This window comes from Sphingomonas sp. Leaf343, from assembly GCF_001423765.1.
Classification (GTDB): domain Bacteria; phylum Pseudomonadota; class Alphaproteobacteria; order Sphingomonadales; family Sphingomonadaceae; genus Sphingomonas.
Genome location: NZ_LMPG01000001.1, coordinates 854,182 through 880,647 on the forward strand (window position 1 = coordinate 854,182; position 26,466 = coordinate 880,647).

At 66.3% G+C, this 26,466-nt stretch carries 27 protein-coding genes; 15 read left to right on the forward strand and 12 right to left on the reverse strand.

Translation table 11 applies throughout. The features are described 5' to 3' along the window. Positions 1–4: 4 nt before the first annotated feature. From ASG07_RS03790 to ASG07_RS03805, 4 genes are all read left to right on the forward strand, one after another. Entirely contained in the window at positions 5–685 is a 681-nt protein-coding gene (locus tag ASG07_RS03790) for an energy transducer TonB (RefSeq protein WP_055842318.1), read from the forward strand. 56 nt (positions 686–741) lie between these two features. Beyond that, positions 742–1,539 carry a MotA/TolQ/ExbB proton channel family protein gene (locus ASG07_RS03795; protein WP_055842321.1) on the forward strand — a complete coding sequence of 266 codons (798 nt, stop codon included), beginning with the start codon at positions 742–744 and terminating at the stop codon, positions 1,537–1,539. A 103-nt stretch (positions 1,540–1,642) separates the two neighbouring features. Then, positions 1,643–2,119 (forward strand): ExbD/TolR family protein, encoded by a 477-nt coding sequence (locus ASG07_RS03800; RefSeq protein WP_055842324.1) that lies wholly within the window; start codon positions 1,643–1,645, stop codon positions 2,117–2,119. Between the two features lie 24 nt (positions 2,120–2,143). Then, positions 2,144–2,569 carry an ExbD/TolR family protein gene (locus tag ASG07_RS03805; RefSeq protein WP_055842327.1) on the forward strand — a complete coding sequence of 142 codons (426 nt, stop codon included), beginning with the start codon at positions 2,144–2,146 and terminating at the stop codon, positions 2,567–2,569. Between the two features lie 814 nt (positions 2,570–3,383). On the opposite strand, the gene ASG07_RS16800 is transcribed toward ASG07_RS03805, so the two are convergent. Further along, positions 3,384–3,548, reverse strand: a complete 165-nt coding sequence (locus ASG07_RS16800; protein WP_269082621.1) for a prolipoprotein diacylglyceryl transferase family protein — start codon at positions 3,546–3,548, stop codon at positions 3,384–3,386. Positions 3,549–3,905: 357 nt separating this feature from the next. Between ASG07_RS16800 and ASG07_RS17770 the strand changes: the two genes are divergently transcribed. Beyond that, on the forward strand, positions 3,906–4,100 hold the full coding sequence (locus tag ASG07_RS17770; protein WP_236694527.1) for a hypothetical protein: 195 nt from the start codon (positions 3,906–3,908) through the stop codon (positions 4,098–4,100). Positions 4,101–4,157: 57 nt separating this feature from the next. Further along, positions 4,158–4,502 carry a tetratricopeptide repeat protein gene (locus ASG07_RS03815; RefSeq protein WP_055842333.1) on the forward strand — a complete coding sequence of 115 codons (345 nt, stop codon included), beginning with the start codon at positions 4,158–4,160 and terminating at the stop codon, positions 4,500–4,502. 317 nt (positions 4,503–4,819) lie between these two features. Here ASG07_RS03815 and ASG07_RS03820 read toward each other — a convergent pair whose 3' ends face one another. Beyond that, positions 4,820–5,647, reverse strand: coding sequence for an alpha/beta fold hydrolase (locus ASG07_RS03820; protein ID WP_055842336.1), 828 nt, complete (start codon positions 5,645–5,647; stop codon positions 4,820–4,822). A 140-nt stretch (positions 5,648–5,787) separates the two neighbouring features. Here ASG07_RS03820 and ASG07_RS03825 point away from each other — a divergent pair, with 140 nt between their 5' ends. Next, positions 5,788–7,533 (forward strand): DUF885 domain-containing protein, encoded by a 1,746-nt coding sequence (locus ASG07_RS03825; protein ID WP_156361714.1) that lies wholly within the window; start codon positions 5,788–5,790, stop codon positions 7,531–7,533. 12 nt (positions 7,534–7,545) lie between these two features. Here the strand turns inward: ASG07_RS03825 and ASG07_RS03830 are convergent, their stop codons facing one another. Both ASG07_RS03830 and rimO read right to left on the reverse strand, forming a co-directional pair. Then, entirely contained in the window at positions 7,546–8,940 is a 1,395-nt protein-coding gene (locus tag ASG07_RS03830; RefSeq protein WP_055842338.1) for an MFS transporter, read from the reverse strand. Positions 8,941–9,091: 151 nt separating this feature from the next. Continuing rightward, positions 9,092–10,429 (reverse strand): 30S ribosomal protein S12 methylthiotransferase RimO, encoded by a 1,338-nt coding sequence (gene rimO / locus ASG07_RS03835; protein ID WP_055842342.1) that lies wholly within the window; start codon positions 10,427–10,429, stop codon positions 9,092–9,094. A 105-nt stretch (positions 10,430–10,534) separates the two neighbouring features. Between rimO and ASG07_RS03840 the strand changes: the two genes are divergently transcribed. Continuing rightward, entirely contained in the window at positions 10,535–11,620 is a 1,086-nt protein-coding gene (locus ASG07_RS03840) for an anhydro-N-acetylmuramic acid kinase (protein ID WP_055842988.1), read from the forward strand. 68 nt (positions 11,621–11,688) lie between these two features. Beyond that, positions 11,689–11,862 carry a hypothetical protein gene (locus ASG07_RS17150; protein ID WP_156361715.1) on the forward strand — a complete coding sequence of 58 codons (174 nt, stop codon included), beginning with the start codon at positions 11,689–11,691 and terminating at the stop codon, positions 11,860–11,862. Between the two features lie 7 nt (positions 11,863–11,869). On the opposite strand, the gene ASG07_RS03845 is transcribed toward ASG07_RS17150, so the two are convergent. From ASG07_RS03845 to ASG07_RS03855, 3 genes are all read right to left on the reverse strand, one after another. Beyond that, positions 11,870–12,142, reverse strand: a complete 273-nt coding sequence (locus ASG07_RS03845; RefSeq protein ID WP_055842345.1) for a hypothetical protein — start codon at positions 12,140–12,142, stop codon at positions 11,870–11,872. A 70-nt stretch (positions 12,143–12,212) separates the two neighbouring features. Further along, positions 12,213–13,391 (reverse strand): vWA domain-containing protein, encoded by a 1,179-nt coding sequence (locus tag ASG07_RS03850; RefSeq protein WP_055842348.1) that lies wholly within the window; start codon positions 13,389–13,391, stop codon positions 12,213–12,215. Between the two features lie 38 nt (positions 13,392–13,429). Continuing rightward, positions 13,430–14,014, reverse strand: coding sequence for a CHAP domain-containing protein (locus ASG07_RS03855; RefSeq protein ID WP_055842351.1), 585 nt, complete (start codon positions 14,012–14,014; stop codon positions 13,430–13,432). Between the two features lie 112 nt (positions 14,015–14,126). On the opposite strand from ASG07_RS03855, the gene ASG07_RS03860 reads away from it, so the two are divergent. After that, positions 14,127–15,542, forward strand: coding sequence for a methyl-accepting chemotaxis protein (locus ASG07_RS03860; RefSeq protein WP_055842354.1), 1,416 nt, complete (start codon positions 14,127–14,129; stop codon positions 15,540–15,542). 430 nt (positions 15,543–15,972) lie between these two features. Here ASG07_RS03860 and ASG07_RS03865 read toward each other — a convergent pair whose 3' ends face one another. From ASG07_RS03865 to ASG07_RS03875, 3 genes are read right to left on the reverse strand one after another with little or no spacing between them, the layout of a single operon-like run. Further along, positions 15,973–16,236, reverse strand: coding sequence for a hypothetical protein (locus ASG07_RS03865; RefSeq protein ID WP_055842357.1), 264 nt, complete (start codon positions 16,234–16,236; stop codon positions 15,973–15,975). Beyond that, positions 16,236–17,090: an AAA family ATPase gene (locus ASG07_RS03870; protein WP_055842360.1), complete on the reverse strand. Its 855-nt coding sequence runs from the start codon at positions 17,088–17,090 to the stop codon at positions 16,236–16,238. Before ASG07_RS03870 ends, ASG07_RS03865 begins: the two co-directional genes overlap by 1 nt. A gap of 49 nt (positions 17,091–17,139) precedes the next feature. Further along, on the reverse strand, positions 17,140–17,793 hold the full coding sequence (locus tag ASG07_RS03875) for a DUF6975 family protein (RefSeq protein ID WP_236694529.1): 654 nt from the start codon (positions 17,791–17,793) through the stop codon (positions 17,140–17,142). Between the two features lie 238 nt (positions 17,794–18,031). Here ASG07_RS03875 and ASG07_RS03880 point away from each other — a divergent pair, with 238 nt between their 5' ends. Both ASG07_RS03880 and ASG07_RS03885 read left to right on the forward strand, forming a co-directional pair. Continuing rightward, positions 18,032–20,464, forward strand: a complete 2,433-nt coding sequence (locus ASG07_RS03880; protein WP_236694531.1) for a S9 family peptidase — start codon at positions 18,032–18,034, stop codon at positions 20,462–20,464. Between the two features lie 124 nt (positions 20,465–20,588). After that, positions 20,589–21,617 (forward strand): aspartate-semialdehyde dehydrogenase, encoded by a 1,029-nt coding sequence (locus tag ASG07_RS03885; protein ID WP_055842993.1) that lies wholly within the window; start codon positions 20,589–20,591, stop codon positions 21,615–21,617. A 102-nt stretch (positions 21,618–21,719) separates the two neighbouring features. On the opposite strand, the gene ASG07_RS03890 is transcribed toward ASG07_RS03885, so the two are convergent. Next, positions 21,720–22,340, reverse strand: coding sequence for a YitT family protein (locus tag ASG07_RS03890; RefSeq protein ID WP_236694532.1), 621 nt, complete (start codon positions 22,338–22,340; stop codon positions 21,720–21,722). A 179-nt stretch (positions 22,341–22,519) separates the two neighbouring features. Here ASG07_RS03890 and ASG07_RS03895 point away from each other — a divergent pair, with 179 nt between their 5' ends. The 3 genes from ASG07_RS03895 to ASG07_RS03905 are packed head-to-tail and all read left to right on the forward strand — an operon-like array spanning position 22,520 to position 25,582. Next, entirely contained in the window at positions 22,520–22,918 is a 399-nt protein-coding gene (locus ASG07_RS03895; RefSeq protein WP_236694533.1) for a GFA family protein, read from the forward strand. 29 nt (positions 22,919–22,947) lie between these two features. Then, entirely contained in the window at positions 22,948–23,703 is a 756-nt protein-coding gene (locus ASG07_RS03900; protein WP_055842362.1) for an alpha/beta fold hydrolase, read from the forward strand. A gap of 52 nt (positions 23,704–23,755) precedes the next feature. After that, positions 23,756–25,582, forward strand: a complete 1,827-nt coding sequence (locus tag ASG07_RS03905; protein WP_055842365.1) for a M2 family metallopeptidase — start codon at positions 23,756–23,758, stop codon at positions 25,580–25,582. A gap of 357 nt (positions 25,583–25,939) precedes the next feature. Here the strand turns inward: ASG07_RS03905 and ASG07_RS03910 are convergent, their stop codons facing one another. Continuing rightward, positions 25,940–26,443 (reverse strand): hypothetical protein, encoded by a 504-nt coding sequence (locus tag ASG07_RS03910; RefSeq protein ID WP_055842368.1) that lies wholly within the window; start codon positions 26,441–26,443, stop codon positions 25,940–25,942. Positions 26,444–26,466 lie beyond the last annotated feature (23 nt).

The window sequence follows — 26,466 nt, forward strand, 5'->3', positions numbered from 1 at the left end:
CTGAATGGCCTATACCGACCAGAAGATGAGCGGGGGCAAGGTAGTCGCGATCGTGATCGTCGCGCTGATCCATGCCGCTCTCGGCTATGCTTTCGTGACCGGCCTGGCGTACCAGTACGTCAAGAAGGTTTCGAGTGATCTGAACACGTTCGACGTGGAACCACCGCCACCGCCGCCGCCGCCGGACGAGCCGCCGCCGCCGCCGCCGGACCAGCCGAATCTGCCGCCGCCGCCGACCACGGTCGTCGTGCCGCCGCCGATCGTGACAACGCCGGTGCCGGCTCCGGCGATCAACACGTCGTCCATCATTCCGCCGTCGCAGCCGACAGCGCCACCCGCGCCGCCGGCACCGCCGGCACCGCCGGCACCGCCGGCCGCTCCGGTCGTCAGCAAGGCGGCAGGCGCGAAGGGCAATCCGGCCGAGTGGGTTTCGACCGACGACTATCCGGCCAGTTCGCTGCGTCTGCAGGAAGAAGGGACGTCGGCGATCAAGTGGGACATCAATGCCCAGGGTCGCGTCGAGAATTGCGTCGTCACCCAGTCGAGCGGCTCGGCCGCACTCGACCGGGCGGCCTGCTCGGCGATCACCCGTCGCGGTCGCTATTCACCGGCGATGGACACGGCGGGCAATCCGATCCGGTCGAGTTCATCGCGACGCGTCGTGTGGCGGATGCCGCCGCAGTAATGCGGACCACCTTCTACCAAATCCAATCATCGAATTAGTCAGAGGATCCAGCCACCATGATCACCACCATTCTTGCGGCCGGGGGAGCCGCAGCGGCCAAGGACGCGAACCCGTACGGTCTCGAAGCAGCTCTCCGTGAGGGCGGCCTGATTTCGCAGTCGGTCTTCTCGATCCTCGTCCTGATGTCGATCGTGTCGTTCTACATCCTGTTCTCGAAGCTGTTCGAGCAGCAGAAGATCATCAACCAGGCGAAGCGCGTCCGTCAGACCTTCTGGCAGTCGAACTCGCTGCGCGAGGGCTCGGCCAAGCTCGAGAAGAACTCGGCCTACAAGCAGCTCGTGGACGATGGTCTCGACGCGCAGGACCAGCACGCCAAGCTGACCGATCCGGTCGAGGCGCATGACTGGCTGCACGGTTCGCTGGCCCGCTCGGAAGCGGCCGTGAACTCGAAGCTGGCCAGCGGCCTCGCCTTCCTGGCGACCGTGGGCTCGACCGCGCCGTTCATCGGCCTGTTTGGTACGGTTATCGGCATCTACCGCGCGCTCATCAAGATCGGCTCGTCGGGGCAGGCGTCGATCGACGCGGTCGCCGGTCCGGTCGGCGAGGCGCTCATCATGACGGCGCTCGGCCTGGTCGTCGCGGTTCCCGCGGTGCTGGCGTACAACTGGCTCCAGAGCCGCAACAAGTCGATCGCCAAGGACCTGTCGGCCTTCTCGAACGACGTGCTGGGCTTCCTGGCGTCGAACGGCGCCGTCCGTCCGGTCGTCGGCACCGCGCCGAAGGCCGCGCCGCTGAAGACCAACACCGCGACCACCACGGCCGGCCAGGCCGGCGGCGTCCAGTCGCGCCCGTAAGCAACAGGGACGGGGCCGCCGCTGTGGCGGCCCCGTTCACGACGCCGGTCCGCCCCGTGCGGGGTTCGCGACCGGTGTACTTCAAGGATAGGATTGCCAAGACATGGCGATGAGTACCGGAGGAGGCGGCGACGACGCCCCGCTGTCGGACATCAACACGACGCCCCTCGTGGACGTCATGCTGGTGCTCCTCATCATCTTCCTGATCGCGGTGCCCGTGGTGCTGCAGTCGGTGAAGCTGAAGCTGCCCGACGTTCGCTTCGACCCGACCACGACCAAGCCGGAGAACGTCAACCTCTCCGTCACGTCGAACAACGGCGAATGCGAAGTCTACTGGAACATGACCAAGGTCGGTCACGAGGAACTGCTGGAGCGCGCGGTGTCCAAGCTGAAGATCGAGATCGATCGTCAGGGCGGCGTGAACGCGGCCGGGCTGGAACTGCCGGAAGCGCATATCCGCGGCGACGTGAATACGCCGTACCGGTGCATCGGCGGCACCATCTACACGATGCAGCAGGCCGGCTTCGCCCGCGTCGGCTTCATCTCCGAACCGCCGCCCGGCGGCGGTGCGTCGATCTGATCCGCGCGAGCGAGGGATAAACATATGGCAATGAGTGCAGGCCGCGACGACGGCGAGCCGATGATGGAAATGAACACGACGCCGTTGATCGACGTCATGCTCGTGTTGCTGATCATGTTCATCATCACCATCCCGATCCAGACGCATGCGGTGAAGGTCGACCTGCCGCAGAACTCCAAGAACCAGCCGAACCCGGTCGACGCGCAGAAGAACAAGATCACGATCGACGCCGCCGGCACGACTGCGTGGAACGGTTCACCGGTCGACGAAGTGACGCTGCGCCAATATCTGGACCAGAGTGCGGGGATGAACCCGGAGCCGGAACTCCACTTCCAGCCCGCGCCGGATGCGCGGTACGAAGCGGTCGACCGGACGCTGGCGACGATCAAGCGGTCTGCGATCACCAAGCTGGGCTTCATCGGCAACGAGCAGTATCGCAACGACTTCTGACCCATCGCCGCGTTGACCGCGGCGGCGACAGGCTCGTTCGAGCAGGTAGAGGCGGTCCTTCGGGGCCGCCTTTTTTTTGTCGGCGGAAGGCGGGAGCGTGACTTTCGACCGGCGCCAACGTCTCTGTCCGGATGCGGATGATTCGCTCCCTCTATAGCCCGGACGGAAACGGGGAGATGTCAGCCGGCAATTGCCTGAAATGTCGCAAAGCTGCTCTGGCGGGCGACGATCCGGCCGCGCAGGCAGATGCCGGCGGGCGATCGCTGCGTACGTCTACCCGTCCGCTTCACGTCAACGTGAATTCTATTTTCTCCCGTTTCCAGGGCCTTCCGAGCCATATCAGTGAAACAGGCCGGACGGGTTCCGATGGTGCCGCTTCGGTACGCGATGCGATGATTGTTGGAGCATCACGGGCGGCGGGCGGTCGCTGGCGGGACGCCATCCCGGTGACTTCAGGACAGGACGATATTGCCGCGTCGGGTCCTGAAACGACGGACCCACGTCTCGACCGGATCAACAGGGCTAGGCCGATCAGGATCATCGGCAGGCTGAGCGTTTAACCCATGGCGAGGCCCCGTCACAGGTCCTCCAAGCCAATGTGCGATCGAGCGGGAACCGCGCCGTTCCATAGGCCGTGAGGCCGGTTCCGGCGAGGTCGGCCGGGTCGAAGCCGGCATCGGTTCGCCAGAACCGATAGACCGGCACCATCATGGTCAGACCGCCCTCCAAGGCCGCCTCGTACATCTGCTGGGATGCGCGGAATATGGTCGTAGCTGCAGGGAGAGATCACCGCCCATGGCAGGGAAGCCGGCCCTCAGAGTTCTCGGTTCACGAAGCTGGTCAGCCGGATCAGGATCAGGCCGAACGGTGCCGCCAAGACCACATCGTCGCACATTCGCAGCACGCGCCGCACCGCAAACAGCCGCAAGGCCAGCATGACGCCGTGGAGGGACATGCCGCCTTTCCGGATTTTCAACAGGTCGAGCGGATGAGATCACAGGCCGAGGTGATAGAAGATCGTGTAAATCTGGTCGTGGTGGCATCACGCTCCAAGTAAACTTCAATACAAGTTTTTTCGACTTGGCGCCGCTCCATCGGTCAACTTGGTTAGTTTACGAGTTGAAAGTGCACCATAAGTTTAGCATGGTTGCCGCGCTCTGTTTTGCGGCGTATCAATATAGATAGTACAGTTGTTAACTGCGAGTCACTGGCGATGAGTGACGTAAAAGATAAAAGGTTATCGCGTAATTTATGATTCGATCAGTAACATATTCTATACCCTATTAAAATCATCGCTGGCTAGATTGTCGGCTGACAACACCGAACGCGCCTTTGTATGTCGTCTTTGGACAAAGGCGACGCCGAATCAACTGTCGAGACGCCATTGGCCAAAAACCTCGGCGTCGCGCGGCTTGCCGATGTCGCGGCACCGCGCCGACCGCTGACATCTTTACGATATCGTGAATTCGGCTCCTTCTTTCCGGTCCCGATCGTGGACCGACAATCGCTTGCGGTCGTTTCACGAAAGTGACATACCAATGTCACAAAACTGAAACCTCAATGATGAGGCGATGAAAGGAGACGGACCATGCGGACCATTCTTGTGGCGTGCCTGATGGCAGGAATCGCGACGCCGGTGATGGCGGCCGATCGCACCGGCTATCGGGCCATTGCGACTGGCGACCTGAAGGGCGCCGAACAGCGACTGCTCGCGGAGCGCCGGATTTTTCCGGAACGGCCCGAGTTGATGCTCAATCTGGCGGTCGTCTATGGGCAGACCGGACGACTGGATGCGGCGCGCGGCCTGTATGCCGCAGTGCTGGACCGTCCTGCGGTGGTGATGTCGCTTCCGACCGGCGAATCGGTATCTTCGCATGAGATCGCACAGCGCGGGCTGTCGCGGCTGACGCCGGCGATGATGGCGACGCGCTGAATCTCACTCCGTAACAGGGCCGGGAGCGGTGCTCCCGCCCTGTGGCGTTGTACACATTGTTCGATCCACTTAACGGCGTTGCGGATGTAACATTTCAAAAGCTGTGGCGGATCACTGGCGCTTCCAGCGCCCTGCCGCACAGGGCGCAGGTCGCGCCACGTCCTCGTCGGTAGTGGCCGCCAGCCTGCGTAATAGATGTGACAGGCTCATGTTGCTGGTCCGGGCGTTCTTTGGACTTCCGAGCGTCGAGCATGGCGGCCTAGCCCGTCCCGCTTCGCCTGAACGAAATTTGGGACGGGATCGACGTTGCCGCCTTTCTAGCGGCCGAGGAAGGTGATGAGATCCTGGCTCAACCGGTCCGAGTGCGTGACATTCAGGCCGTGGGGCGCACCGTCATATTCGACTAGCTGACTGCCGGGAATGCCCACCGCTGCGGCGCGGGCGGATGTGTCGATCGGGACGGTGGCATCACCCGTGCCGTGCACGATCAGCGTCGGAACGCGGAATGCCGCGAGATCGGGCCGAAAATCCGTGTAGGCGAAGGCGTCCAGACAGGCGAGGGTCGACTTCAATCCCGCGAGCAGCGCCATACCCACGGACCATTCCACGACATCGTCGCTGACCGGATGCGAGAAGGTGCCGACGCCGTAGAAGCCCGGTATGAAGGTGTGACGGAGGAATTTGGGACGGTCCTCGACCAGCCCCTGTCGCATCTGCGCGAAGGTGTCGTCGGGGACGCCATCGGTATTGTCGTCGGTCTTCAGCATGTAGGGAACGACGGACGCAACGAGGCCGGCGGCGATCACGCCCTTGCCGCCATGACGGCTCATGTAGCGCGCGATCTCGCCGCCGCCCATCGAGAAGCCGACGATCGTCGCGTCGCTGTCCGCGCCGGCTGCCTCCATCACATCCGCCAGATCGTCGGCGAGCGTGTCGTAGTCGTAACCGCTCCACGGCTGGCCCGAGCGGCCGAAGCCGCGCCGGTCGTACGCGATCGCCCGGAAGCCGGCATCGGCCAGCGCCATCGCCTGAGCGTCCCAACTGTCGGCATTCAGCGGCCAGCCATGCGTGAGGATGACGGGACGGCCGGCGCCCCAATCCTTGACGTAGAGATCGGTGCCGTCGCGGGTCTTGATATAGGGCATGGTGAACTCCTGATGGGTCGTGGCCGGTAACGTGCGTTGGGGTCGGGCGTTCCGGCGCGCCCTTCGTCTTGGGCCATGGCCCATTTGTCCTGCGCGGCGGGTCGTGCCAGCATCGCCGCGACACGAATCAAGGGGGTTGCATGACGAAGCGCACAACGCTGGCCGGGACGGCCGCGATGCTGATGGCGTTGACCGGCGCTGCACCGCAAGGGGGTCCAAAGGCAGAGGCTCCGGTGAAGGTGGGGGCGGCGCAGGGCCAGTGGGCGACGTTCCGCGACGGCTATATCGAGGGATTGTTCCGGCTCGATCCTGCCGCGGCGGTCTATCAGGGGCGGCACGACTTCGACGGGCAATTGCCCGACTGGAGCGAGGCGGGTTTGCAGCGGCAGGCGGATTTCCTTCGCACCGCCATCACCAGGGCGCGGGCGATCCCGTCGCAGGGGATGAGCGCGCAGGACCGGTTCGAACGCGATTACCTGATCCAGACCGCCGAGGGCCGTCTGTTCTGGCTGGTCGACGCCGATTCCCCGCATGCCAACCCGGCCTGGTATGTCGGTAACGGGCTGGACCCGAACGTCTATATCGCGCGCAATTATGCCGAGCCGGCGGTGCGGATGAAGGCGGCGACGCTCTTCCTGCGCGCGGTGCCGACGGCGGCGGCGCAGATCCGGGCGAACTTGAAGACGCCGATGCCGGCCAGCTTCGTCGTTTACGGGCAGGCGGGGTTCGACGGGTTCGCGGACTATTACAGCGGCGACCTGATCGCCGCGTTCGCGGGTGTGAAGGATGCGGGCGCTCAGGCGGACCTGCGCGAGGCGGCGCGGGACGCGAGCGCGGCGATGCGTGATCTCGGCCGCTGGATGAAGCAGCTGAAGGCGAGTGCGCCGGCGGACGGCTATGCACTGGGCGCGGCGCGGTTCACGCGGATGCTGCGTGCGACCGAGGGCGTCGACACGTCGCTCGATGCGCTGGAGGCAGCGGGGCGAGCCGATCTCGCGCGCAATCGCGCGGCATTGGTGGCGGCGTGCAAGCTCTATGCGGCCGGCGCGACGGTGCCCGCATGCGTCGCGAAGATGAATGCGGTGAAGCCTGCCGACGGTCCGGTGGCAGAGGCGCGACGGCAGATCCCGACATTGCGCGCGTTTGTGATCGCCAGGGATATCGTCAGCATCCCGGGCACGGAACAGGCGCTGGTCGAGGAGAGCCCGCCCTATAACCGCCAGAACCTGGCCTATATCGATCCGCCGGGGCCGTTCGATACGGGTCTGCCGTCGGTCTACTACATCTCGCCGCCCGATCCAGCGTGGGATCAGGCGACGCGCGATGCGTTCGTGCCGGGCAAGGACAATCTGCTGTTCACGTCGATCCACGAGGTGATGCCGGGACATTTCGTGCAGTTCCTGCACGCGAACCGCTCGCCGTCGCTCTTCGGAAGGCTGTTCGTCGGCTATGCGTTCGCGGAGGGCTGGGCGCATTATGCCGAGGAGATGATGTGGGAGGCGGGGTACGGCGCGGGCGATCCGGCGGTGCATATCGGCCAGCTTGCCAATGCGTTGCTGCGGAATTGTCGATACCTGTCGGCAATCGGGCTGCACGCGCGGGGGATGACGCAGGAGCAGTCGCGACGGATGTTCGTCGAGCAATGCTATCAGGACGAGGGCATGGCGCGGCAGCAATCCGCGCGGGGGACATACGATCCGGCGTATCTGAACTACACGATGGGCAAGCTGCTAATCCGGCGCTTGCGGACGGACTGGACTGCGCGGCATGGTGGACGAAAGGCGTGGAAGGCGTTCCACGACCGGCTGTTGAGTTTCGGCGGACCGCCAATCCCGCTGCTGCGGCGGGAGATGCTGGGGGAGAAGACGGCGCGGGCGGTGTTCTGAGGCCGCGAAGGCTCAACTCACCTGTGCGCCGGGTTGGGCGTCGGCGGCCTCGTCGCGCGGCGGATTGCGGATGGCGGGGTTGAGGCGGGCGAGGCTGCAAATGCCCGCCACGGCGGCGAGGCCGGCGGCGATCAGGGCTGGCCCGCCGCCAGACCCCAGCCCGACCGCGAGCAGCGCGGCGACCAGCGTCGCGCCGGTGGTCTGGCCGACCATGCGCGTGGTGGAGATCAGGCCGCCTGCCGCCGCCGCCCGCTCGCGCGGGGCGCTGCCGATGATGAGGCGGGCGTTGGGCGACAGGAACATGCCGAACCCCGCGCCGGTCAGCGACATGCGCCACGCTATCGCCCAGTAGTCCGGTTCGGCGGGAAGGTAGGACAGCGAGAGCAAACCGACGATCGCCAGCGCCATGCCGATGCCGCCGAGCAGTCCCGCCGGATAGCGATCCGACAGCCAGCCGGCGAGCGGCGCGACGATCATGGTCGTCAGCGGCCACGGCGCGATCGCCGCACCGACCTCCGACGGAGCGAAACCATAGCCGTGCTGGAGGCGGAACGGCAGCGACAGCAGCAAGGTCATCGTCGCGACGAAGGCGGTGAACGCCCCCATCGAGGACAGGGCCAGCACGGGCCGCCGCAACAGGTCGACGGGCAGGATCGGCGCGGCTTCCCCCCGTTCGCGGCGAATGAACAGGACGCCGACGATCATCCCGACGAGGACGATCGCGCCGGAGACGATCGGGCTGTCGCCGTGCACCGCCGTTTCCAGTCCGCCGATGACGAGGCCGAACATCGCCGCGCACATGACTGCGCCGAGGACGTCGAACGGCTCGGTGCGCGGTGTAGGATCGGGGAGCGACCGGCCGAGGATCAGGCTGAGGATCGCGAACGGCACCGCGCTGGCGAACACCCACGGCCATGGCGCGACGGCAAGGACGAGGCCGCCGAGGGTCGGTGCGAAGGCGGCCGAACTCGATACCACGACCGAGTTGATGCCGAGCCCGCGACCGAGCTGCCTGGCCGGATAGATCGACCGCAGCAGCGCCGACGACACGCTGAGCGCGGCCGCCGCGCCCAGCGCCTGCGCGGCGCGGACGATCAGCAGGAAGGGCAGGCTCTTCGCGAAGAAGCACAGGATCGTGGCGATGGTGAAGACCGCCTGACCGGCCTGATAGAGCTTTTTGAGCCCGATCCGGTCGCCGAGCCCGGAAAAGGGCAGCAGCGTCATGACGAGGACGAGCTGGTAGACGGTGACGACTGCGACGGCGGCGGAGCTGTCGACGCCCAGATCGCGCGCGATCGTCGGTAGAGCCACGGTGGCGATCGCACCGTCGATGACGACCAGTGCGGTGCCCGCCGACACTGCCGCGATGGCGAGGAAGCGGCGCGGTTTGGGAAGGCCGTCGGTCATGGCGGGGTAACGCTTTGCGGGTGGGATGTTGCCACGCCGGGTGGGCGGCGGCTGGACCCGGCCTCCGCCGGGGTGGGAACCGGTGGAGATTGCCTGGTGCCAGAGCGGAGGCTGTCGCTGCCATCCTCCGCATCGAGGTCGCTCGCCCGCGTCAATTCGCCGCGGCGGGTACTCCGTACAGATCGTGCTCGTCCGCGTCCTCGATCGTGACCGGCACGATGTCGCCGACCGTCAGATGCCCGGCATCGCGCAGGAACACCTCGCCGTCGATCTCCGGGGCGTCGGCGGTGGAGCGGCCGGTCGCGCCGCCTTCGTCATCGACCGCATCGACGATCACCGCCAGCGTGCGGCCGACCTTGGCGGCAAGTTTGGCGGCGGAAATGGCGGCGGTCTTTTCCATGATGCGGGCGTAGCGTTCTTCCTTCAGCTCCTCCGGCACATGGTCGGGCAGCGCGTTGGCGGTCGCACCCTCCACGGGTTCGAAGCGGAACGCACCGACGCGGTCGAGTTGCGCCTCATCGAGCCAGTCGAGCAGGTACTGGAAATCGGCCTCCGTCTCGCCGGGGAAGCCGACGACGAAGGTCGAGCGGATCGCGAGGTCCGGGCAGATGTCGCGCCACTGGTGGATACGCTGCAGCACCTTGGCGTCGTTGCCGGGGCGCTTCATCCGCTTCAGCACCGACGGGGCGGCGTGCTGGAACGGGATGTCGAGATAGGGGAGGACCAGCCCCTCGGCCATCAGCGGGATGACCTGATCGACGTGGGGATAGGGGTAGACGTAGTGGAGGCGGACCCACGGTGCGATGCGTCCGAGTTCGCGGGCGAGATCGGTCATGTGCGGCACGACCTCGCGCCCCTTCCACGCGCGCGGCTCCTTGCGGATGTCGATGCCGTAGGCCGACGTGTCCTGGCTGATGACGAGCAGCTCGCGCGTGCCGGCCGCGACCAGCTTTTCTGCTTCGCGCAGGATCGCGTCGGGGCGACGGCTGACGAGATCGCCGCGCAGGCTGGGGATGATGCAGAAGGAGCAGCGGTGATTGCAGCCTTCCGAGATCTTCAGATAACTGTAGTGCCGCGGCGTCAGCTTCAGGCCGGCGTCGGGGATCAGATCGATATAGGGCGACAGGTTCGCGGGCGCGGCCTCGTGCACCGCCTCGACCACCTGTTCGTACTGATGCGCGCCGGTGACGGCGAGCACCTGAGGGAAGCGGGCGCGGATGACGTCCGCCTCCTTGCCCATGCAGCCCGTCACAATGACGCGGCCGTTTTCGGCGATGGCCTCGCCGATCGCTTCGAGGCTTTCTTCCTTGGCGGAATCGAGAAAGCCGCAGGTATTCACGAGGACCACGTCGGCGCCGGCATAGTCGGCGGACATCTGATAGCCATCGGCGCGCAACTGGGTCAGGATGCGTTCGCTGTCGACCAGGTTCTTGGGACAGCCGAGCGAGACCATGCCGACGCGCGGCGGGGAGGGGAGTTTGGTTGCCATGGGATCGCCGCCACATAGGCGATCGGACGCGATTTTGCCAGTGTCGGGCGGAGTGTGCGGCGAGCGGTGCTGGACGAGGCGGCGGGCGCGGGTAGAAGGGCGGTCATGCTAGCCATCGGCCTCATGTCCGGAACCTCGCTCGACGGGATCGACGCGGCGCTGATCGAAACCGATGGCGAGGGCGTCGCGCGGCCGGTCGCGTTCCGGGGCGAGGCGTATTCCGATGCCGCCCGCAGCGAACTGGCGGAGGCGACGCGGATCGCGCTGACCTATGACCGGCCGCAGATGAGCCGGCCGATGATCGCGGCGACGGAGCTGGTGACGCGGACTCATGCTCTGGCGGTGGGGACGCTGCTGCGCGATGCCGGGGTCGCGGCGGAGGAGGTCGGCGTGGTCGGCCTGCACGGACAGACGGTGGCGCATCGGCCCGATCGTGGCTGGACGTGGCAACTCGGCGACGGTGCGGCGCTGGCGGCAGCGACCGGCATCACGACGGTGGCGGATTTTCGCAGCGCCGATGTCGCGGCGGGCGGGCAGGGCGCGCCGCTGCTGCCGGTCTATCACGCGGCGCTGGTGGCGGGGCTGGAGCGGCCGCTCGCGGTGCTGAATCTCGGCGGCGTCGGGAACATCACGTTCGTCGGTGCGGACGGCGCATTGGTGGCGTTCGATACCGGTCCGGCGAACGGGCTGATCGACAGCTGGGTCGAGGAAGTGACCGGCGCGCGCTATGATGCCGGGGGTGCACTGGCGGCGGGAGGCCGTGTCGACGAGAGCGTGCTGACCGCGATGCTGGACAACCCGTTCTTCGACGCGGCGCCGCCCAAGTCGCTGGACCGTAGCGACTTCACGATCCAGCCGGCGCGCGGGCTGGGCGCGGCGGACGGGGCGGCGACGTTGACCGCGTTTACGGCGGAGACCGTCGCACTGGCGCTGCTGCAATTGCCGGAGCGGCCGCGACGGTTGCTGGTGGTCGGCGGCGGGCGGCATAATATGACGATGCTGGCGATGATCGCCGAACGCTGCGGGTTGGCGGCTGAGCCGGGCGACTCGCTGGGCTGGAACGGCGACGGTGTCGAGGCGGAGGGTTTCGCCTATATGGCCGTCAGGACATTGAAAAACCTGCCGATCAGCTTCCCGGGTACGACCGGAGTGCCGGTGCCGATGACCGGTGGCGTGATCCACCGCGCATGACGACCGGGTGATCGCGTGACGCCTGCCGACGCGGTAGACTCGATGCGGCTCGGGAGTAGGACGGGGACATGAGCGAATCCGGGGAAGGGACAGACCCGATGGAATCCGACCTGCGCTACTACCTGCGCCGCCTGACGATCGAACGCGCCGCCGCCGAACGCGCGCTGACGGCCGAGGCGCGCGAGCGCCGTCTGCGGCTGGTGGAGAGTTACACGCGCAAGATCGAGGCGTTGAGCGCCTGACCTCTGCTCAGCGTCCGGTCGGCGGCGCGGTCGGGTTGCCGATCCCGGTGCGCAGCGTGACCGGCGTGGGGCATCCGTCGACCTCGCGATAGACAGTACGGAAGACCGTCGCCGGTGGCATCCGGTCGAGACGCTGGACGCCGGCGCGTGGCGCCGACCGGCTGGCCATCGTCGTACCCGGTTTGCAATGCTGGCGTGACCTGGCCGGATCGTTCGCCGTTTGCGCCACGGTGGCCGTGGCGGGCCCAAGGATCAGGGCGGTCGCGATCATCAGGCGCATCGTCTGTCTCCAACGTCCATCGATCTACCACAGAATGCGTGGCCGTGGAACGGTGTGTTGCCGGCCGGCGCTATCGTTTCCGCGTCAGCTCGCGCGTCGCGTCATCGAGACCGGTGATGGTGAGGGGATACATGCGGTCCGCCATGATCTCCCGGACGATACGGATCGATTGCGTGTAGCCCCAATGTTCCTGCGGCAGCGGGTTGAGCCAGATCGAGGCGGGATAGGTGGAGATCAGGCGGTGGAGCCATACTGCGCCCGCCTCCTCGTTCATGTGTTCGACCGAACCGCCGGGGTGGGTGATCTCGTACGGACTCATCGACGCGTCGCCGACGAACACGCATTTATAGTCATGGCCGTATTTGTGCAGCACGTCCCACATCGGCGTGCGTTCGGCGAAGCGGCGGCGATTGTCCTTCCACACGCCCTCGTACGGGCAATTGTGGAAGTAGAAGAATTCGAGGTTCCTGAACTCGGACGTGGCGGCGGAGAACAGTTCCTCGCACAGCGTGACGAACGGGTCCATCGAGCCACCGACGTCGAGAAACAGCAACAGCTTGACCGCATTGCGCCGCTCGGGCCGCATGCGAACGTCCAGCCAGCCCTGCCGCGCGGTACCGTCGATCGTGCCGTCGATATCCAGTTCGTCCGCCGCGCCTTCGCGGGCGAAGCGGCGGAGGCGGCGGAGTGCGACCTTGATGTTGCGCGTGCCGAGTTCGCGGGTTGAATCGAGGTTGCGGAACTCGCGCTGGTCCCAGACCTTCAACGCGCGACCGTGCCCGGACTCGCCGCCGATGCGGACACCCTCCGGATTATAGCCGCCATTGCCGAACGGGCTGGTGCCGCCGGTTCCGATCCACTTGTTGCCGCCCTGATGCCGGGCGTGCTGCTCCTCCAGCCGCTTTTTCAGCGTCTCCATGATCTCGTCCCAGTTGCCGAGCGATCGCACGCGCTCCATTTCCTCCGGGGTCAGGAACTGTTCGGCGACCGCCTTCAGCCAGTCGGAAGGAATGTCGGCGGGTTGCTGCCCATAGCTGGAGGAGAGACCGCGAAAGACCTTGGCGAACACCTGATCGAAGCGGTCGAGCAGTCCTTCATCCTTCACGTAGGTCGCGCGGGCGAGATAGTAGAAATCCTCCGGCGTGCGATCGATCACGTCGGCATCGAGCGCCTCCAGCAGGAGCAGATGCTCCTTGAGGCTGGCAGGGATGCCGGCGCTGCGCAGCTCGTCGAGGAAGGTGAGGAACATCGCGGACGATCATGCGCCCGCGCGGTCCGCGCGGCAAGCTAGCGCCCGGCGTCGGGCACGTAGGCGTCGATCAGCGCGCCGACGAAATCAGGATCGCGCCCGGTCAGTTCGGTGGCCGTCCGCCCCTTGCCGTAAATGAAACCCTCGACCGGATAGATGCCGCCGCCGAGCCCGTCCGAATCGCGGAACCAGACCTTGACGCTGGACCAGTCGTTGGCGGGCGACACGTCGTACAGCGTAACATCCTGTTCGGCATGGCCGCGTTCGCCGTTCTGGCGGGACCAGTTGGCGTGGGTGAGCATCAATACGCGCCGTTCGACGATGCGGCTGACGACGGCGACATGGCCCAGACGAAGCCGGCTGGTCTTCGCGAAGACGATGACTGAGCCGACCTTCGGGCGGTGGCCGCGATCGTACCGGCCATCCGCCTGATCCCACCATGTCCACGCATCGCCATAGATCTGGATGCCCGATGCCGCACGGGCGAAGGGCACGCACTGGCCGACATAATCGAGCAGCGATTTCGCCTGCGCCGGCCATGCGGTGATCGCGGATGCGACGACCAGCAGCGTCGCCGCAAGGAAGCGGCCGGGGCGGCGGCTGGTGAGTCGGGCGCGGCGCATCGTCGAAGGCTATGCCCGAAATGGTAAACAGAATCTTAAGATTTGCGCATCGGATCACCGATTCAAGTTGCTTAACGCGATCGCAACGACTGCCGGTGTCTAGGGGACCGTAATGGCCACACGCTCTCTCCTGCCTGCAGCATCGCCCGATGCCGGCGATCACATCGCCAGCGTCGCGACGGCGTGCGGCAACCTTGCGGTCGGCTGCATGGAGGCGGTGGATGCGATCGCGGGCACGTCCGCGGGCGTGGCGCGGCAGCTGAGTAACCTCGAGTCGATCGAGGCGATCATCCGCGGGCTGGAGGCGCGGCAGGACGAGGCCGCGCGGGCGAGCGGGCTGGCGCGCACGCTGTCGGCGACGGCGCGCAAGAAGCTGGACGCCGGATCGACACTGATCGACGGGGCGATCGGCGAGTTCGCGGCGCTGACCGATCTGGTGTCGCGGATGGGATTGCAGGTCACGGCGTTCGCCGCTGCGATGGAACAGGTGCGCGGCGTCGCCGCATCGATCGAGACGATCACGCGCACGACGCGGATGCTGGCGCTGAACGCCGCGATCGAGGCGCAGCGGGCGGGTGAAACCGGCGCGACGTTCGCGGTGGTGGCGGACGAGGTCAACAAGCTGGCGCAGGATACGCGCGTCGCGGTCAACGAGATCGGCCGCACGGTCGCGTCGCTGGATCAGGAGGCGACGGCGCTGGCCGGGGATATCGTCGCGGGTGTCGCGCAGGCGAACGCCGCACGGTCGACCTTCGTCGCGGTGCAGGATACGAGCCGCGAGGTGCTGGAGATCGTCTGCGAGGTCGATATCCACAACGAAGGGATCGCCGTCGCCGCGCGCAGCATCCATGCCGAAGCCAGCGGCGTCCGGTCGCAACTCGCGACCTTTGCCGACGAGGCGCATGCCGCCGAAGACCTGCTCGACGAGGCGCGCGCCAAGGTCGAGGAGGTCGAACTCGTTGCCAACGGCATGTTCGATCGCATCGTCCATTCCGGGCTGGCGGTCGATGACCAGCGGTTCGTGGACACGACGCTGGCAGGCGCGGCGGAGGCCACAGCGATCATCGAACGGGCGCTGAAGGGGCGGGAATTGTCGATCGAGGCCGTGTTCGACACGCAGTATCGGCCGATCGCGGGGTCCGACCCGCCGCGGTACGATACGCATTTCTCCAGCTTCGCCGATGCGGCCTTGCGGCCATTGCTCGACCGGATCGCCGCCGGCGATGCGCGGATCGTCAGCGTCGTGTGCTCGGACGTGAACGGCTATCTCCCGACGCACACCAGTCGCTTCTCGCGAACGCCGCGGCCGGGTGATGCGGGCTGGAATCTGGCGAATTGCCGCAACCGCATGGTCATCCTCGACGCGCCGACCGCGCGCGCGATCAGGAGCGAGGCAGCGTTCATGATGGGCGTGTACCGTTTCGACCGGGGCGAAACGGCGACGGTCCTGCGCAACGTGTGGGTGCCGATCCGTGTCAACGGCCGGCGCTGGGGCAATTTCGAGATCGCCTATCGGGATGCCGCGTAGCTCTCGCCGAAACGCTGCGAGCCGAAACGCTGCGAAAGGTCCCGAAGGTCACGGCATATCGCCATGACGTGGGACCATTCGCCACATCGCCAGCGAGACCGGTGGAGGGATCAACGACGAGAAAGAGCGGGCGGCGGCTATGCGTCGGCCGCTGCCGGATCGACGTAGCTGATCGGCGCCATGTAGGACAGCGATCGCGATCGGCGGACGAGGTCGAGCTTCGATCGCCCACATCCGGACGTTCAGGCTGGCGATCCGGGCTTCCGATAAGGTCATCCGTCGAGCGCAACCTTTCTCGTTTCTCCGTCTGCGACCGGCCATTTCGGAAAAGAGCAATCGGGAACAGATTTTGGGAAAAGAGGAGCACCCGATGCTTCTCGGAGCATCGCTTCAGGCGACTGGCCCGCTATCTCTTCCCAATGGGAATGGATCAGGCGGTCATCAAGCGGCCGGTTCGCGCAGCATGAGCGAAGGCAGGAAAGCCAAATGCCTCCGCCTGTCGAGCAGCCACGCCATAGTCATAGGGCACCCCGTGCAGCTCGGCCGACCAACCCGTTCTGCTACGCTGGACGATCGCATAGCGCGCCAGCGGGCTGCCTGCCTCCATGACATGCGGGATTCTACCGCGATCCCGGTAGCAGGGCATGCCCAGGCTGCCGGGGTTGACGATCAGCACGCCGTCGATTGCAACCATTACGACCGGTTCTGTTGGCGCTTGGCCATGAAGGCCAGGCGTTCGAACAGCATCACGTCCTGTTCGTTTTTCAGGAGCGCGCCGTGGAGGGGCGGGATGGCCTTGGTCGGGTCGCGGTTCTGGAGGATGTCGAGGGGCATGTCCTCGTGCAGCAGCAGTTTCAGCCAGTCGAGCAGTTCGCTGGTCGAGGGCTTCTTCTTCAGCCCGGGAACGTCGCGGACGTCGTAGAAGATGTCCATCGCCTTCGACACGAGCATCCGCTGGATACCCGGAAAGTGGACGTCGACGATCGCCTGCATCGTCTGGCGATCGGGAAATTTAATGTAGTGGAAGAAGCAGCGGCGGAGGAACGCGTCGGGCAATTCCTTTTCGTTGTTGCTGGTGATGACGACGATCGGCCGTTCGACCGCGCGAACCGTCTCCTTCGTCTCGTAGACGTGGAACTCCATGCGATCGAGTTCCTGGAGCAGGTCGTTGGGGAACTCGATATCGGCCTTGTCGATCTCGTCGATCAGCAGGACGGGCGGGGAGGGACGGGTGAACGCTTCCCACAATTTGCCCTTGCGGATGTAGTTCCTGATGTCGTGGACGCGTTCGTCGCCGAGCTGGCCGTCGCGCAGGCGGGCGACGGCGTCATATTCGTACAGACCCTGCTGGGCCTTGGTCGTGGATTTGACGTTCCATTCGATCAGTTCGGCGTTGGCGGCCTTCGCGATCTCATAGGCGAGGACGGTCTTGCCGGTGCCGGGTTCGCCCTTCACCAGCAGCGGGCGGCGCAGCCGGACGGCGGCGTTGACCGCGACCTTCAGGTCGTCGGTCGCGACATAGGCGGCGGTGCCTTCGAAACGATCCATGCGCGGAGGAGTGGCGGATCGGCGGTCGCCGCGCAAGGCTCGGTGCGGTCTAACCCCTTGCGCTGGAGCGCGCTTCGAGCAGATCCCACAGGCCGCGATGCTGGGCAAGCAACTGACGCCCGCCGAAGTTCATCGCGCGTTCGATGGCGGGCGATCCGCCGAGGTCGACGATCGCGGTCGCCGTTTCCGCCTGGGACGGCAGCGACGTGACGGGAAGCGGCACGCCGAACCGGTCGGCGGCGCGGGCGAGGACGCTGCGGATCGTCAGCCAGTCGATCGCGAGCATCGCCGCGGCTCCGGTGGCGCAGCCGGTGCGGTCGGAGCCGGCGAGCATCTCGATAGCGTGCCGGACGCCGACCAAGGCGGCTTCTGTCTCGGCCTGACCGGGAGTGGACGGCAAGGGGCCGGCGGCGGCGGCAATCTGCGCCAGCAGCGCGCGTTCCTCCGCGAAGCCGGCGGCGACCGCATCCAGCCACGGATAGGCGTCCGCCTGCGCGCCGTGGAAGAGTGCCGCATCGATCAGGCCGGGATGGCGGCCGTGAACCGCGCACAGCGCATGGACCGCATCCGCGAGGTCGCGGTGCGACGAGCGCGGATCGGCGAGGCGGTGGACATGCGCGTGCGTGGCGCTGCCATCGGCATCGCCCAGACGCACGAGCATCTCCCAGGCGCTGCCGTGCCAGCCGTGCGAGGCGATATTCAAGAGCGCGTCCTTTCAACGATGGCGAGGGACAGCGGCGGGTAAACCGCGGTCCGTCATCGGTGATGTGATGCTCCGAACTATACCGAATGACGTAAAGATGAGGTGTACGAGGCGTTTACCCAATCGGATCGTCGCAAACGCAGGGTGGAAGCGCGGCTCTTTACGCCGCCCGCGCGCGCCGCGATAACGCGCGCCACGCCGGCGATGCCGGGCGATCATCGGATTGGAGCGGGACGGGATGCGCGCATGGCTGCTGGGTATGATGCTGGCTTCGGCGGGAAATTTTCCGGTCGAGGGTGTCACGCGGGGGAGCATGGCGATGGCCGCTGAGCAGGTGCAGACGGGCCGGGAGCAGACGGGCCGGGAGCAGACGGGCCGGGAGCAAACGGGAACGCCGACGCCCGCGCTGGCGGCCGACGCCGCCGCGCAGGCGCTGCCGCCGGTCGAGGCCGCCGGCACGCTGACGCTGGCGAAGGTGTTCGGCAGTCCCGATCTATCAGGGACCCAGCCGCGCGCGCTGAAGCTGTCGCCGGACGGGACGCTGCTGACGTATCTGCGCAACCGTGCCGACGAAAAGGAACGGTTCGACCTGTGGGCGACGGACACGCGGACGGGTGCGGAGCGGATGCTGGTCGACAGCAAGGCGGTCGGCAGCGGCGCGGAACTGTCCGAGGCGGAGAAGATGCAGCGCGAGCGGACGCGCATCGGTGGATCGAAGGGCATCGTCGCCTATGACTGGGCGCCCGATGGCAAGGCGATCCTCGTACCGCTGGACGGCGACCTGTATCTGGCCGGGCTGGACGGTAATGTCCGGCGGCTGACGAACACGCCCGGTGGGCAGTTGAACCCGGTCGTCAGTCCGGGCGGCGGTTACGTGAGCTTCGTGCGCGACCAGAATTTGTGGGCACAGCCGCTGACCGGTGGCGAGGCGAAGGCGCTGACGACCGGCGGCGGCGGGACCGTCCACTGGGGCGAGGCGGAGTTCGTCGCACAGGAGGAAATGGACCGACGCACGGGTTACTGGTGGTCGCCGAACGACAGGCTGGTCGCGGTCGAAAAGTTCGACGAGGAACCGGTCCACGTCGCGACGCGCGCGGCGATCGGTGCGACGGGCACGCGCGTCTACGAACAGCGCTATCCGGCGGCGGGGACGCCGAACGTGCTGGTCGAACTCTATATCATGAAGCCGGACGGTACGGGTCAGGTAAAGGTGAACCTGGGCGCGGAGCCGGACATCTATCTAGCCCGCGTCGACTGGATGCCGGATGGATCGGGCCTGCTGGTGCAGCGGCAGACACGCGACCAGAAGCGGATCGACATCTTGCGCGTCGATCCGGCGACGGGGCGGTCGACCATCCTGTTCTCCGAGAAATCGGGTGCGAAAAGCTGGACCAACCTGACCGACGCATATCGCGTGCTCAGGGACGGCAGCCTGATCTGGCGGTCGGAGCGGAGCGGATATGGACACCTGTATCGCTTCGCCGCGGGCAAGTGGACGCCGCTGACCAAGGGCGAATGGGTGGTCACCGATTTGGTCGGGGTGGACGAGACGAAGGGGCGCGTCTTCTTCGCGGGCACCAAGGACGACGTGCTGGAGCAGCATCTGTATGCGGTCGACATCGCCAAGCCGAACCAGATTACGCGCCTGACGGAGCGCGGCTTCACCAATTCGGGTACGATGGACGGGACGGCGAGCCGGCTGATCGTGCAGCGATCGAGCCCGACGCAGCCGCCACAGGTGTATCTGGCCGATGCCGCCGGCCAGCGCGTATCGTGGATCGCGGAGAATCCCGTCGCGGAGGCCCATCCCTGGTTCCCCTATGCCGCGGGCCAGGCCGCGACGACGTTCGGGACGATCAAGGCGGCGGACGGCAGCGACCTGCACTGGACGATGGTCGCGCCGAAAATGGAGCCGGGCAAACGCTATCCGGTGTTCTTCCAGCATTATGGTGGACCCGGCAGCCAGACGGTGACGCGAGGGTGGAAGGGGCCGCTGCCGCAGTATCTGGCACAGCAGGGCTGGATCTTCTTCATGCTCGACAATCGCGGCTCGCCCAATCGCGGCAAGGCGTTCGAGGATCATCTCTATCATGCGATGGGCGGGGTCGAAGTCGCGGACCAGTTGAAGGGGGCGGAGTATCTGAAGACGCTGCCGTTCGTGGAGCCCAGCAAGATCGCGACCTATGGCTGGTCGTACGGGGGCTATATGTCGATCAAGATGCTGGAGAAGACGCCGGGCGTCTATGCCGCGGCGGTGGCGGGTGCGCCGGTAACGAACTGGGAACTGTACGACAGCCACTATACCGAGCGGTATATGGGCGATCCGCGGATCGACGGCGCGGCCTATGCGGCGTCGGCGGCGATCGCGGACGCGTCGAAGATCCGCGATCCGTTGCTGCTGATCCACGGCATGGCGGACGACAACGTGTTCCTCGACAATTCGACGGCGTTCGCGGCGGAGATGCAGCGGACGGCGACCCCGTTCGAGATGATGTTCTATCCCGGCAACACGCATCGCGTCGGCGGGCCCGGCGTGTCGCAGCACCTGTGGGGCACGATCATGGCGTTCCTCAACCGGACGGTGCGCGACCGGCCGGAGGCGCTGCCCGTGCCGGCGGCGTCGTCGATGCCGACGCCCGCGCCAACGGCGGCCGATAGCGAGGGCAAGTAATCCTTCGTCACCCCGGACTTGTTCCGGGGTCCACGGTGCGGCAGGAGCCGCAGCATCGACCCGTGCCGCACCGTGGATGCCGGAACGAGTCCGGCATGACGTTCACGGGTTGCGGAGACAGATGATGGGTTATCGGGTGGTGGTCGCGGGCGCGTCGGGCAATGTCGGGCGTGAGATGGTCAACATCCTCGCCGAGCGGGAATTTCCGCTCGACGAGATCGCGGTGCTGGCGTCGTCGCGCAGCCAGGGCGACCAGATCGAATATGGCGACACCGGCAAGATGCTCAAGATCCAGAACATCGAGCATTTCGATCCCGAAGGGTGGGACATCGCGCTGTTCGCGATCGGCAGCGAGGCGACCGCGATCTATGCGCCGAAGTTCGCCGCCGCCGGCTGCACCGTGATCGACAATTCGTCGCTGTACCGGATGGACCCGGACGTGCCGCTGATCGTGCCGGAGGTGAACCCCGACGCGATCGACGGGTATCGCGCGAAGAACATCATCGCCAATCCGAACTGCTCGACCGCGCAGATGGTCGTCGCATTGAAGCCGCTGCACGATGCCGCGACGATCAAGCGCGTCGTCGTCGCGACGTACCAGTCGGTGTCGGGCGCGGGCAAGATCGGTATGGACGAACTGTTCGAGCAGAGCCGCAACATCTTCGTCGGTGACCCCGCCGAGGCGAAGAAGTTCACCAAGCAGATCGCGTTCAACGTGATCCCGCACATCGACAGCTTCCTGGACGACGGATCGACCAAGGAAGAGTGGAAAATGGTGGTCGAGACGAAGAAGATCCTGGGGGCGAAGATCAAGGTCGTCGCGACCTGTGTCCGGGTGCCGGTGTTCGTCGGCCATTCGGAGGCGCTGAACATCGAGTTCGAGAACGAGATTTCGGCCGAGGAAGCGCAGACGATCCTGCGCGAGGCGCCGGGCATCATGCTGATCGATAAGCGCGAGGACGGCGGCTATATCACGCCGGTCGAGGCGGCGGGCGACGATGCGACCTATGTCAGCCGCGTGCGCGAGGACCCGACCGTGGAGAACGGTCTGTCGCTGTGGTGCGTGTCCGACAATCTGCGCAAGGGCGCGGCGCTGAACGCGGTGCAGATCGCCGAACTGCTCGGGCGGAGGCATCTCCAGAAGGGTGCCTGAGGGCGCTTGAGGTGATCGCCGGGCGACGTGGGGCGATTCAGATCCAGCGCGCGGCTCAGGATCGCATCGCTGCCGCGCTCCTTGCTTCGAGGGGCGGCGGCATCAATGCCCGATGTATCGCCCCGGGCGATGCCACGCGAACAGGATCAGGCTGATCGCGATCGTGCTGAGGGCGGACCATGCCAGCGCCGGGCCGCTGACGACCAGCGCCGCGACGGCGAGGACCAGAACATCCAGCGCGACCTGTGTCAGCCCGGCGTTCCAGCCGCGCGTGCGGTAGAGCCACAGGACGATCACGCCGGTGCCGCCGACGCCGGCCTGATGCCGGGCGAGGCAGAGCACGCCCATGCCGATGACGGTGCCGCCGACCAGCGCCGCGAACGCGGGATGCACGTCGGCGATGTGCACCGATAGACGCGCCCAGCCGGAAAAGCCCGCAATCCCGGCGTTCACCAGCACGGTCTTCAGCGCGAACTTCGACCCCATCGTGCGGTGGGCGATGACGAAGAAGGGGAGGTTCACGATCGTGAACAGCACACCCGCAGGCAGCGGCACGATGTACGACAGCAGCAGCGCGATGCCGGCGATGCCGCCCGTGACCAGTCCAGCCGATTTCAGGAAGATCAGTCCGACGACGAGCAGCACGCATCCGATGGCGAGCGCATAGGCATCCTCCGCCACGCTGTGCGGGCGGCCGAGCGGCAGGCTGTCGTCGTTGGTCAATCCCGGTTCCCTCACGAAGGTGGAACAGGCATCCTCTCTCCCGGCCCTCATGGTGGCGGGCGCGCGGCCGCGTCAACTGCGCAACGGTGTATCGTGCATCAGGTCGCGTCACGCCGCAGCAGCCTTCGCGCGTGCTGACCCTTCACGCCGGTCGTGCGTTCGCCATCGAGGAGGTGGGCATGACGAGGGATATGACCGGCGGGTGTCAGTGCGGGCGTGTCCGCTACGTCGTGACGATCCACGACGACGATGCCTATCTGTGTCATTGCCGGATGTGCCAGCGTGCCACTGGCGGAGTCTCGATCGCGTTCAAGGGCGTGGCGCGGAGCAACCTTCGGTGGATCCCGCATGAGCCGGAGCGGTTCCGGTCGTCGCCGATCGCGCAGCGCGGTTTCTGCCGGGAATGCGGGACGCCGCTGACCTATGAGGGTGACGGTGCAGACCATCTGGACCTGACGGTGGGCAGTTTCGACGATCCGTCCGCGTTCCGGCCCGGTCGAGCATTCGGGTACGGAAAGCTGGCATCCGCAGTGGCTGGACACGCGCGGGTTGCCCGCCAGCCGGACAGAGGACAATGAGCGGATCGCGACATTATGGAGGACGGCGGTTGGCAAGCTCCCCGACTGACTATTTCGAGAGTTTCGACGGCGTCCGGATCGCCTGGCGCGAACTGGGGGAGGGGCGGCCGGTGGTGCTGATCCACGGGTACTTCTCCGACGCGGCGACCAACTGGATACGATATGGCCATGCGGCGAAGATCGCCGCCAACGGGTTCCGGGTCATCATGCCCGACCTGCGCGCGCATGGCGAAAGCGACCGGCCGCACGATCCCGCAGCCTATGCGCCAGATACGCTGACCCGCGACGGCCACGCGCTGATCGCGCATCTGGGTCTGACGAACTATGATCTGGGTGGCTATTCGCTGGGAGCACGGACGACGTCGCGGATGCTGGCGACGGGAGCGACGCCGGGCAGGGTCGTGTTCGCGGGCATGGGGCTGGACGGGCTGCTCCACACCGACCGACGCGTCGATCATTTCCGCAACATCCTGACCCGGCTGGGCGAGCATCCGCGCGGATCGCCGGAATGGCTGGCGGAGGCGTTCCTGAAGACGACGAAGGGCGATCCCGTCGCGTTGCTGGGTATCCTGAACACGTTCGTGGATACAGCGGCGGAGGACGTTGAGCGGTTTGTCCAGCTGGCGCTGGTGGTGGCGGGCGAGGAGGATCAGGACAATGGCTCCGCGCCCGATCTCGCTGCCGCGCTGCCGGACGGGCGCTATGTCGAGGTGCCGGGCGGGCATATGAGTTCGGTGGTGAAGCCGGAGCTTGGGCAGGCGATCGCGGATTTTCTGGCGGCTTGACGTGCGACGGCGGGGCGGCGCATTTCGTGAGGATAGAAGAGGAATCCCCCGAATGCTTCGTACTTCCGTATCGCTCGCGGTGCTCGCGGGCCTGTCGGCCGCAGCCGTCGTGGCGCAGACCCCCGCGGCTCCCGCCGCCAGGACGACCGCCGCGCAGGCGGACGCCTTCGTCGCCAGCGCCGAGGAACGGCTGTCAGCGCTGTCGCTGCCGGTGAACCGCATCAACTGGGTGCAGGCGACCTACATCAACGACGATACCGATGCGCTGGCCGCTAAGGCGAACGGCGACCAGACCGAGATCCAGGTGAAGCTGGCGAACGACGCGGCCCGCTATGCGACCGCAGCCGGGCTGTCGGCGGACACACGGCGCAAGCTGGACCTGTTGAGGAACGGTATCACGCTGCCGGCCGCCGACACGCCGGGAGCGGCGGAGGCGCTGGCGACGCTGACCACGCGCATGTCCTCCGCCTACGGCAAGGGCAAGGGAACGCTCGACGGCAAGCCGATCAACGGGTCCGACATCGAAGCGGCGATGGGCGAGACGCGCGATCCGGCCAAGCTGAAGGAGATGTGGGTCAGCTGGCACGACACCGTCGGTGCGCCGATGCGGACCGATTATACGAAAATGACCGCCGCGGCGAATGCCGGCGCTAAGGGACTGGGCTATGCCGATGTCGGCGCGATGTGGCGCGCCGGGTACGACATGTCGCCCGATGCCTTCGCGGCGGAGACGGACCGCATCTGGAAGGAGGTGGAGCCGCTGTATCTGGCGCTGCACACCTATGTCCGGTGGAAGCTGAACGCGAAATATGGCGACGCGGTGCAGCCGAAGACGGGGCCGATCCGCAGCGACCTGCTGGGCAATATGTGGGCGCAGGAATGGGGCAACATCTATGACATCGTCGCGCCGGCGGGGGCGGGCGATCTGGGTTACGACACCGGCGAGCTGCTGAAGGCGAAGAACTACGACGCCGTGCGGATGGTGAAGCAGGGCGAGGCGTTCTACTCGTCGCTGGGCTTCCAGCCGCTGCCGGAGACGTTCTGGCAGCGCTCGCAGATCGTAAAGCCCGCGGACCGCGAGGTGATCTGCCACGCATCGGCATGGGACGTCGACAATGCGGACGACATCCGCATCAAGATGTGCACGAAGGTGAATGGCGACGACTTCGTGACGATCCACCACGAACTCGGCCACAATTACTATCAGCGCGCGTACAAGGCGCAGCCCTATCTCTACAAGAACGGCGCGAACGACGGATTCCACGAAGCGATCGGCGACACCGTCGCGCTGTCGATCACGCCGGATTATCTCGTGAAGATCGGGCTGCTGAATCAGGCGAAGGTGCCGAGCGCGGACAAGGATGTCGGGCTGCTGCTGCGGCAGGCGATGGACAAGGTGGCGTTTCTGCCGTTCGGGCTGCTGATCGACAAATGGCGCTGGCAGGTGTTCTCGGGCCAGATTTCGGCGAGCCAATATCAGGCGGGCTGGGACAAGCTGCGGCTGCAATATCAGGGCGTTGTGCCACCTGTCGCGCGCGACGAGACGAAGTTCGATCCCGGTGCCAAATACCACATCCCGGCGGGTGTCCCCTACACGCGCTACTTCCTCGCCCGGGTGCTGCAGTTCCAGTTCTATCAGGCGGCGTGCAAACAGTCGGGCTGGACCGGGCCGCTGCACCGCTGCTCCTTCTACGGCAACAAGGAGGTCGGGCAGCGGCTGAACGCGATGCTGGCGATGGGACAGTCGAAGCCGTGGCCGGATGCGTTGCAGGCGTTCACGGGCACGCGGGAGATGAGCGGCAAGGCGCTGATCGCGTATTTCGCGCCGCTGAAGACGTGGCTGGATCAGCAGAACAAGGGCAAGCCGACCGGGTGGTGAACGGGGGGGAGGGGATTTGCGCGGAGGCGTCACTCCCGCAGCGTGATTTTCTTGCGCGACCCCGGCTTACCGTTCGTCAGTCTCACGGCGTTTGCAGCAACTGTTCCGCGGTCCATCAAGGTGAAGCTGCTGTTAGCCTTGTGCTTCGAGTGACACACTCCCACGAAGGCGGGGGCCCAGTCCCTGATGCCGTAGCCGGACGATCCGACACCACTGGACTCCCGCCTTTGCGGGAGCACGAGCGTGAAACGTCGTCGCGGGATAAAATCTAAGGCAGGCTGTGCGAAGCGATCCAGCGTATCGCGAGACATTCTGGATTGCTTCGCCACGCTCCGAATGACGGGCTTGGGCAAACCGTCAGTTCGGGACGGTGTTCTCGTCCGCGATGCCGGCTTCGAACGACTTGGATGAGTCTGTGCCGTCGGGCTGATGCGCGCCCTTGGTCGGTGTTTTCGGACCAGAGCCCTTCGCGGGGTCCGCGGGCTTGGCGCTGCTGCTCTTGAGCGTGAACAGCGCCGCGGCGGCACCCGCGGCGGCAATGCCGGTGGCGATCGCGGCAGCACCCCACTTGCCACCAACCTTGTCGGTCGCGGTCTTCGCGGCGGCGCGCGTGCGGGTCGCAGCGGCGCGGGCCTTGGTTGCCGGGGTGGCGGGGGCGGCGCGCTTGCTTGAGCGGGGCTTGGGGGGAGCCTTGGCCTTGGGGGTCTTGGGCGCGGCGGGCGTGTCGCTGTCGGTCGTGACGGCCTTGGTACGCGTGGCGCGTGGCTTGGCGGCGGCGGCCTTGGCGGGGGTGGTCGTGCGGCGACGGCGCGCGGGCTTGGCGGGCGTGTCGGCGGTCGCTGTCGTATCGTCGTCGGCCATGTCATTTCCCCGATTTGGTTCCG

Bases quoted from the DNA above. Each gene is read 5' to 3' on its own strand.
- ASG07_RS03885 (WP_055842993.1), top strand. From the start codon at position 20,589: ATGGGTTATCGGGTGGTGGTCGCGGGCGCGTCGGGCAATGTCGGGCGT.
- ASG07_RS03845 (WP_055842345.1), bottom strand. From the start codon at position 12,142: ATGCGCCTGATGATCGCGACCGCCCTGATCCTTGGGCCCGCCACGGCC.
- ASG07_RS03860 (WP_055842354.1), top strand. From the start codon at position 14,127: ATGGCCACACGCTCTCTCCTGCCTGCAGCATCGCCCGATGCCGGCGAT.
- ASG07_RS17770 (WP_236694527.1), top strand. From the start codon at position 3,906: ATGTCGTCTTTGGACAAAGGCGACGCCGAATCAACTGTCGAGACGCCA.
- ASG07_RS03855 (WP_055842351.1), bottom strand. From the start codon at position 14,014: ATGCGCCGCGCCCGACTCACCAGCCGCCGCCCCGGCCGCTTCCTTGCG.
- ASG07_RS03825 (WP_156361714.1), top strand. From the start codon at position 5,788: ATGACGAAGCGCACAACGCTGGCCGGGACGGCCGCGATGCTGATGGCG.
- ASG07_RS03905 (WP_055842365.1), top strand. From the start codon at position 23,756: ATGCTTCGTACTTCCGTATCGCTCGCGGTGCTCGCGGGCCTGTCGGCC.
- ASG07_RS03870 (WP_055842360.1), bottom strand. From the start codon at position 17,090: ATGGATCGTTTCGAAGGCACCGCCGCCTATGTCGCGACCGACGACCTG.
- ASG07_RS03790 (WP_055842318.1), top strand. From the start codon at position 5: ATGGCCTATACCGACCAGAAGATGAGCGGGGGCAAGGTAGTCGCGATC.
- ASG07_RS03815 (WP_055842333.1), top strand. From the start codon at position 4,158: ATGCGGACCATTCTTGTGGCGTGCCTGATGGCAGGAATCGCGACGCCG.
- ASG07_RS03820 (WP_055842336.1), bottom strand. From the start codon at position 5,647: ATGCCCTATATCAAGACCCGCGACGGCACCGATCTCTACGTCAAGGAT.
- ASG07_RS03830 (WP_055842338.1), bottom strand. From the start codon at position 8,940: ATGACCGACGGCCTTCCCAAACCGCGCCGCTTCCTCGCCATCGCGGCA.
- ASG07_RS03805 (WP_055842327.1), top strand. From the start codon at position 2,144: ATGGCAATGAGTGCAGGCCGCGACGACGGCGAGCCGATGATGGAAATG.
- rimO (WP_055842342.1), bottom strand. From the start codon at position 10,429: ATGGCAACCAAACTCCCCTCCCCGCCGCGCGTCGGCATGGTCTCGCTC.
- ASG07_RS17150 (WP_156361715.1), top strand. From the start codon at position 11,689: ATGAGCGAATCCGGGGAAGGGACAGACCCGATGGAATCCGACCTGCGC.
- ASG07_RS03880 (WP_236694531.1), top strand. From the start codon at position 18,032: ATGCGCGCATGGCTGCTGGGTATGATGCTGGCTTCGGCGGGAAATTTT.
- ASG07_RS03840 (WP_055842988.1), top strand. From the start codon at position 10,535: ATGCTAGCCATCGGCCTCATGTCCGGAACCTCGCTCGACGGGATCGAC.
- ASG07_RS03800 (WP_055842324.1), top strand. From the start codon at position 1,643: ATGGCGATGAGTACCGGAGGAGGCGGCGACGACGCCCCGCTGTCGGAC.
- ASG07_RS03795 (WP_055842321.1), top strand. From the start codon at position 742: ATGATCACCACCATTCTTGCGGCCGGGGGAGCCGCAGCGGCCAAGGAC.
- ASG07_RS03910 (WP_055842368.1), bottom strand. From the start codon at position 26,443: ATGGCCGACGACGATACGACAGCGACCGCCGACACGCCCGCCAAGCCC.
- ASG07_RS03895 (WP_236694533.1), top strand. From the start codon at position 22,520: ATGACGAGGGATATGACCGGCGGGTGTCAGTGCGGGCGTGTCCGCTAC.
- ASG07_RS03850 (WP_055842348.1), bottom strand. From the start codon at position 13,391: ATGTTCCTCACCTTCCTCGACGAGCTGCGCAGCGCCGGCATCCCTGCC.
- ASG07_RS03865 (WP_055842357.1), bottom strand. From the start codon at position 16,236: ATGGTTGCAATCGACGGCGTGCTGATCGTCAACCCCGGCAGCCTGGGC.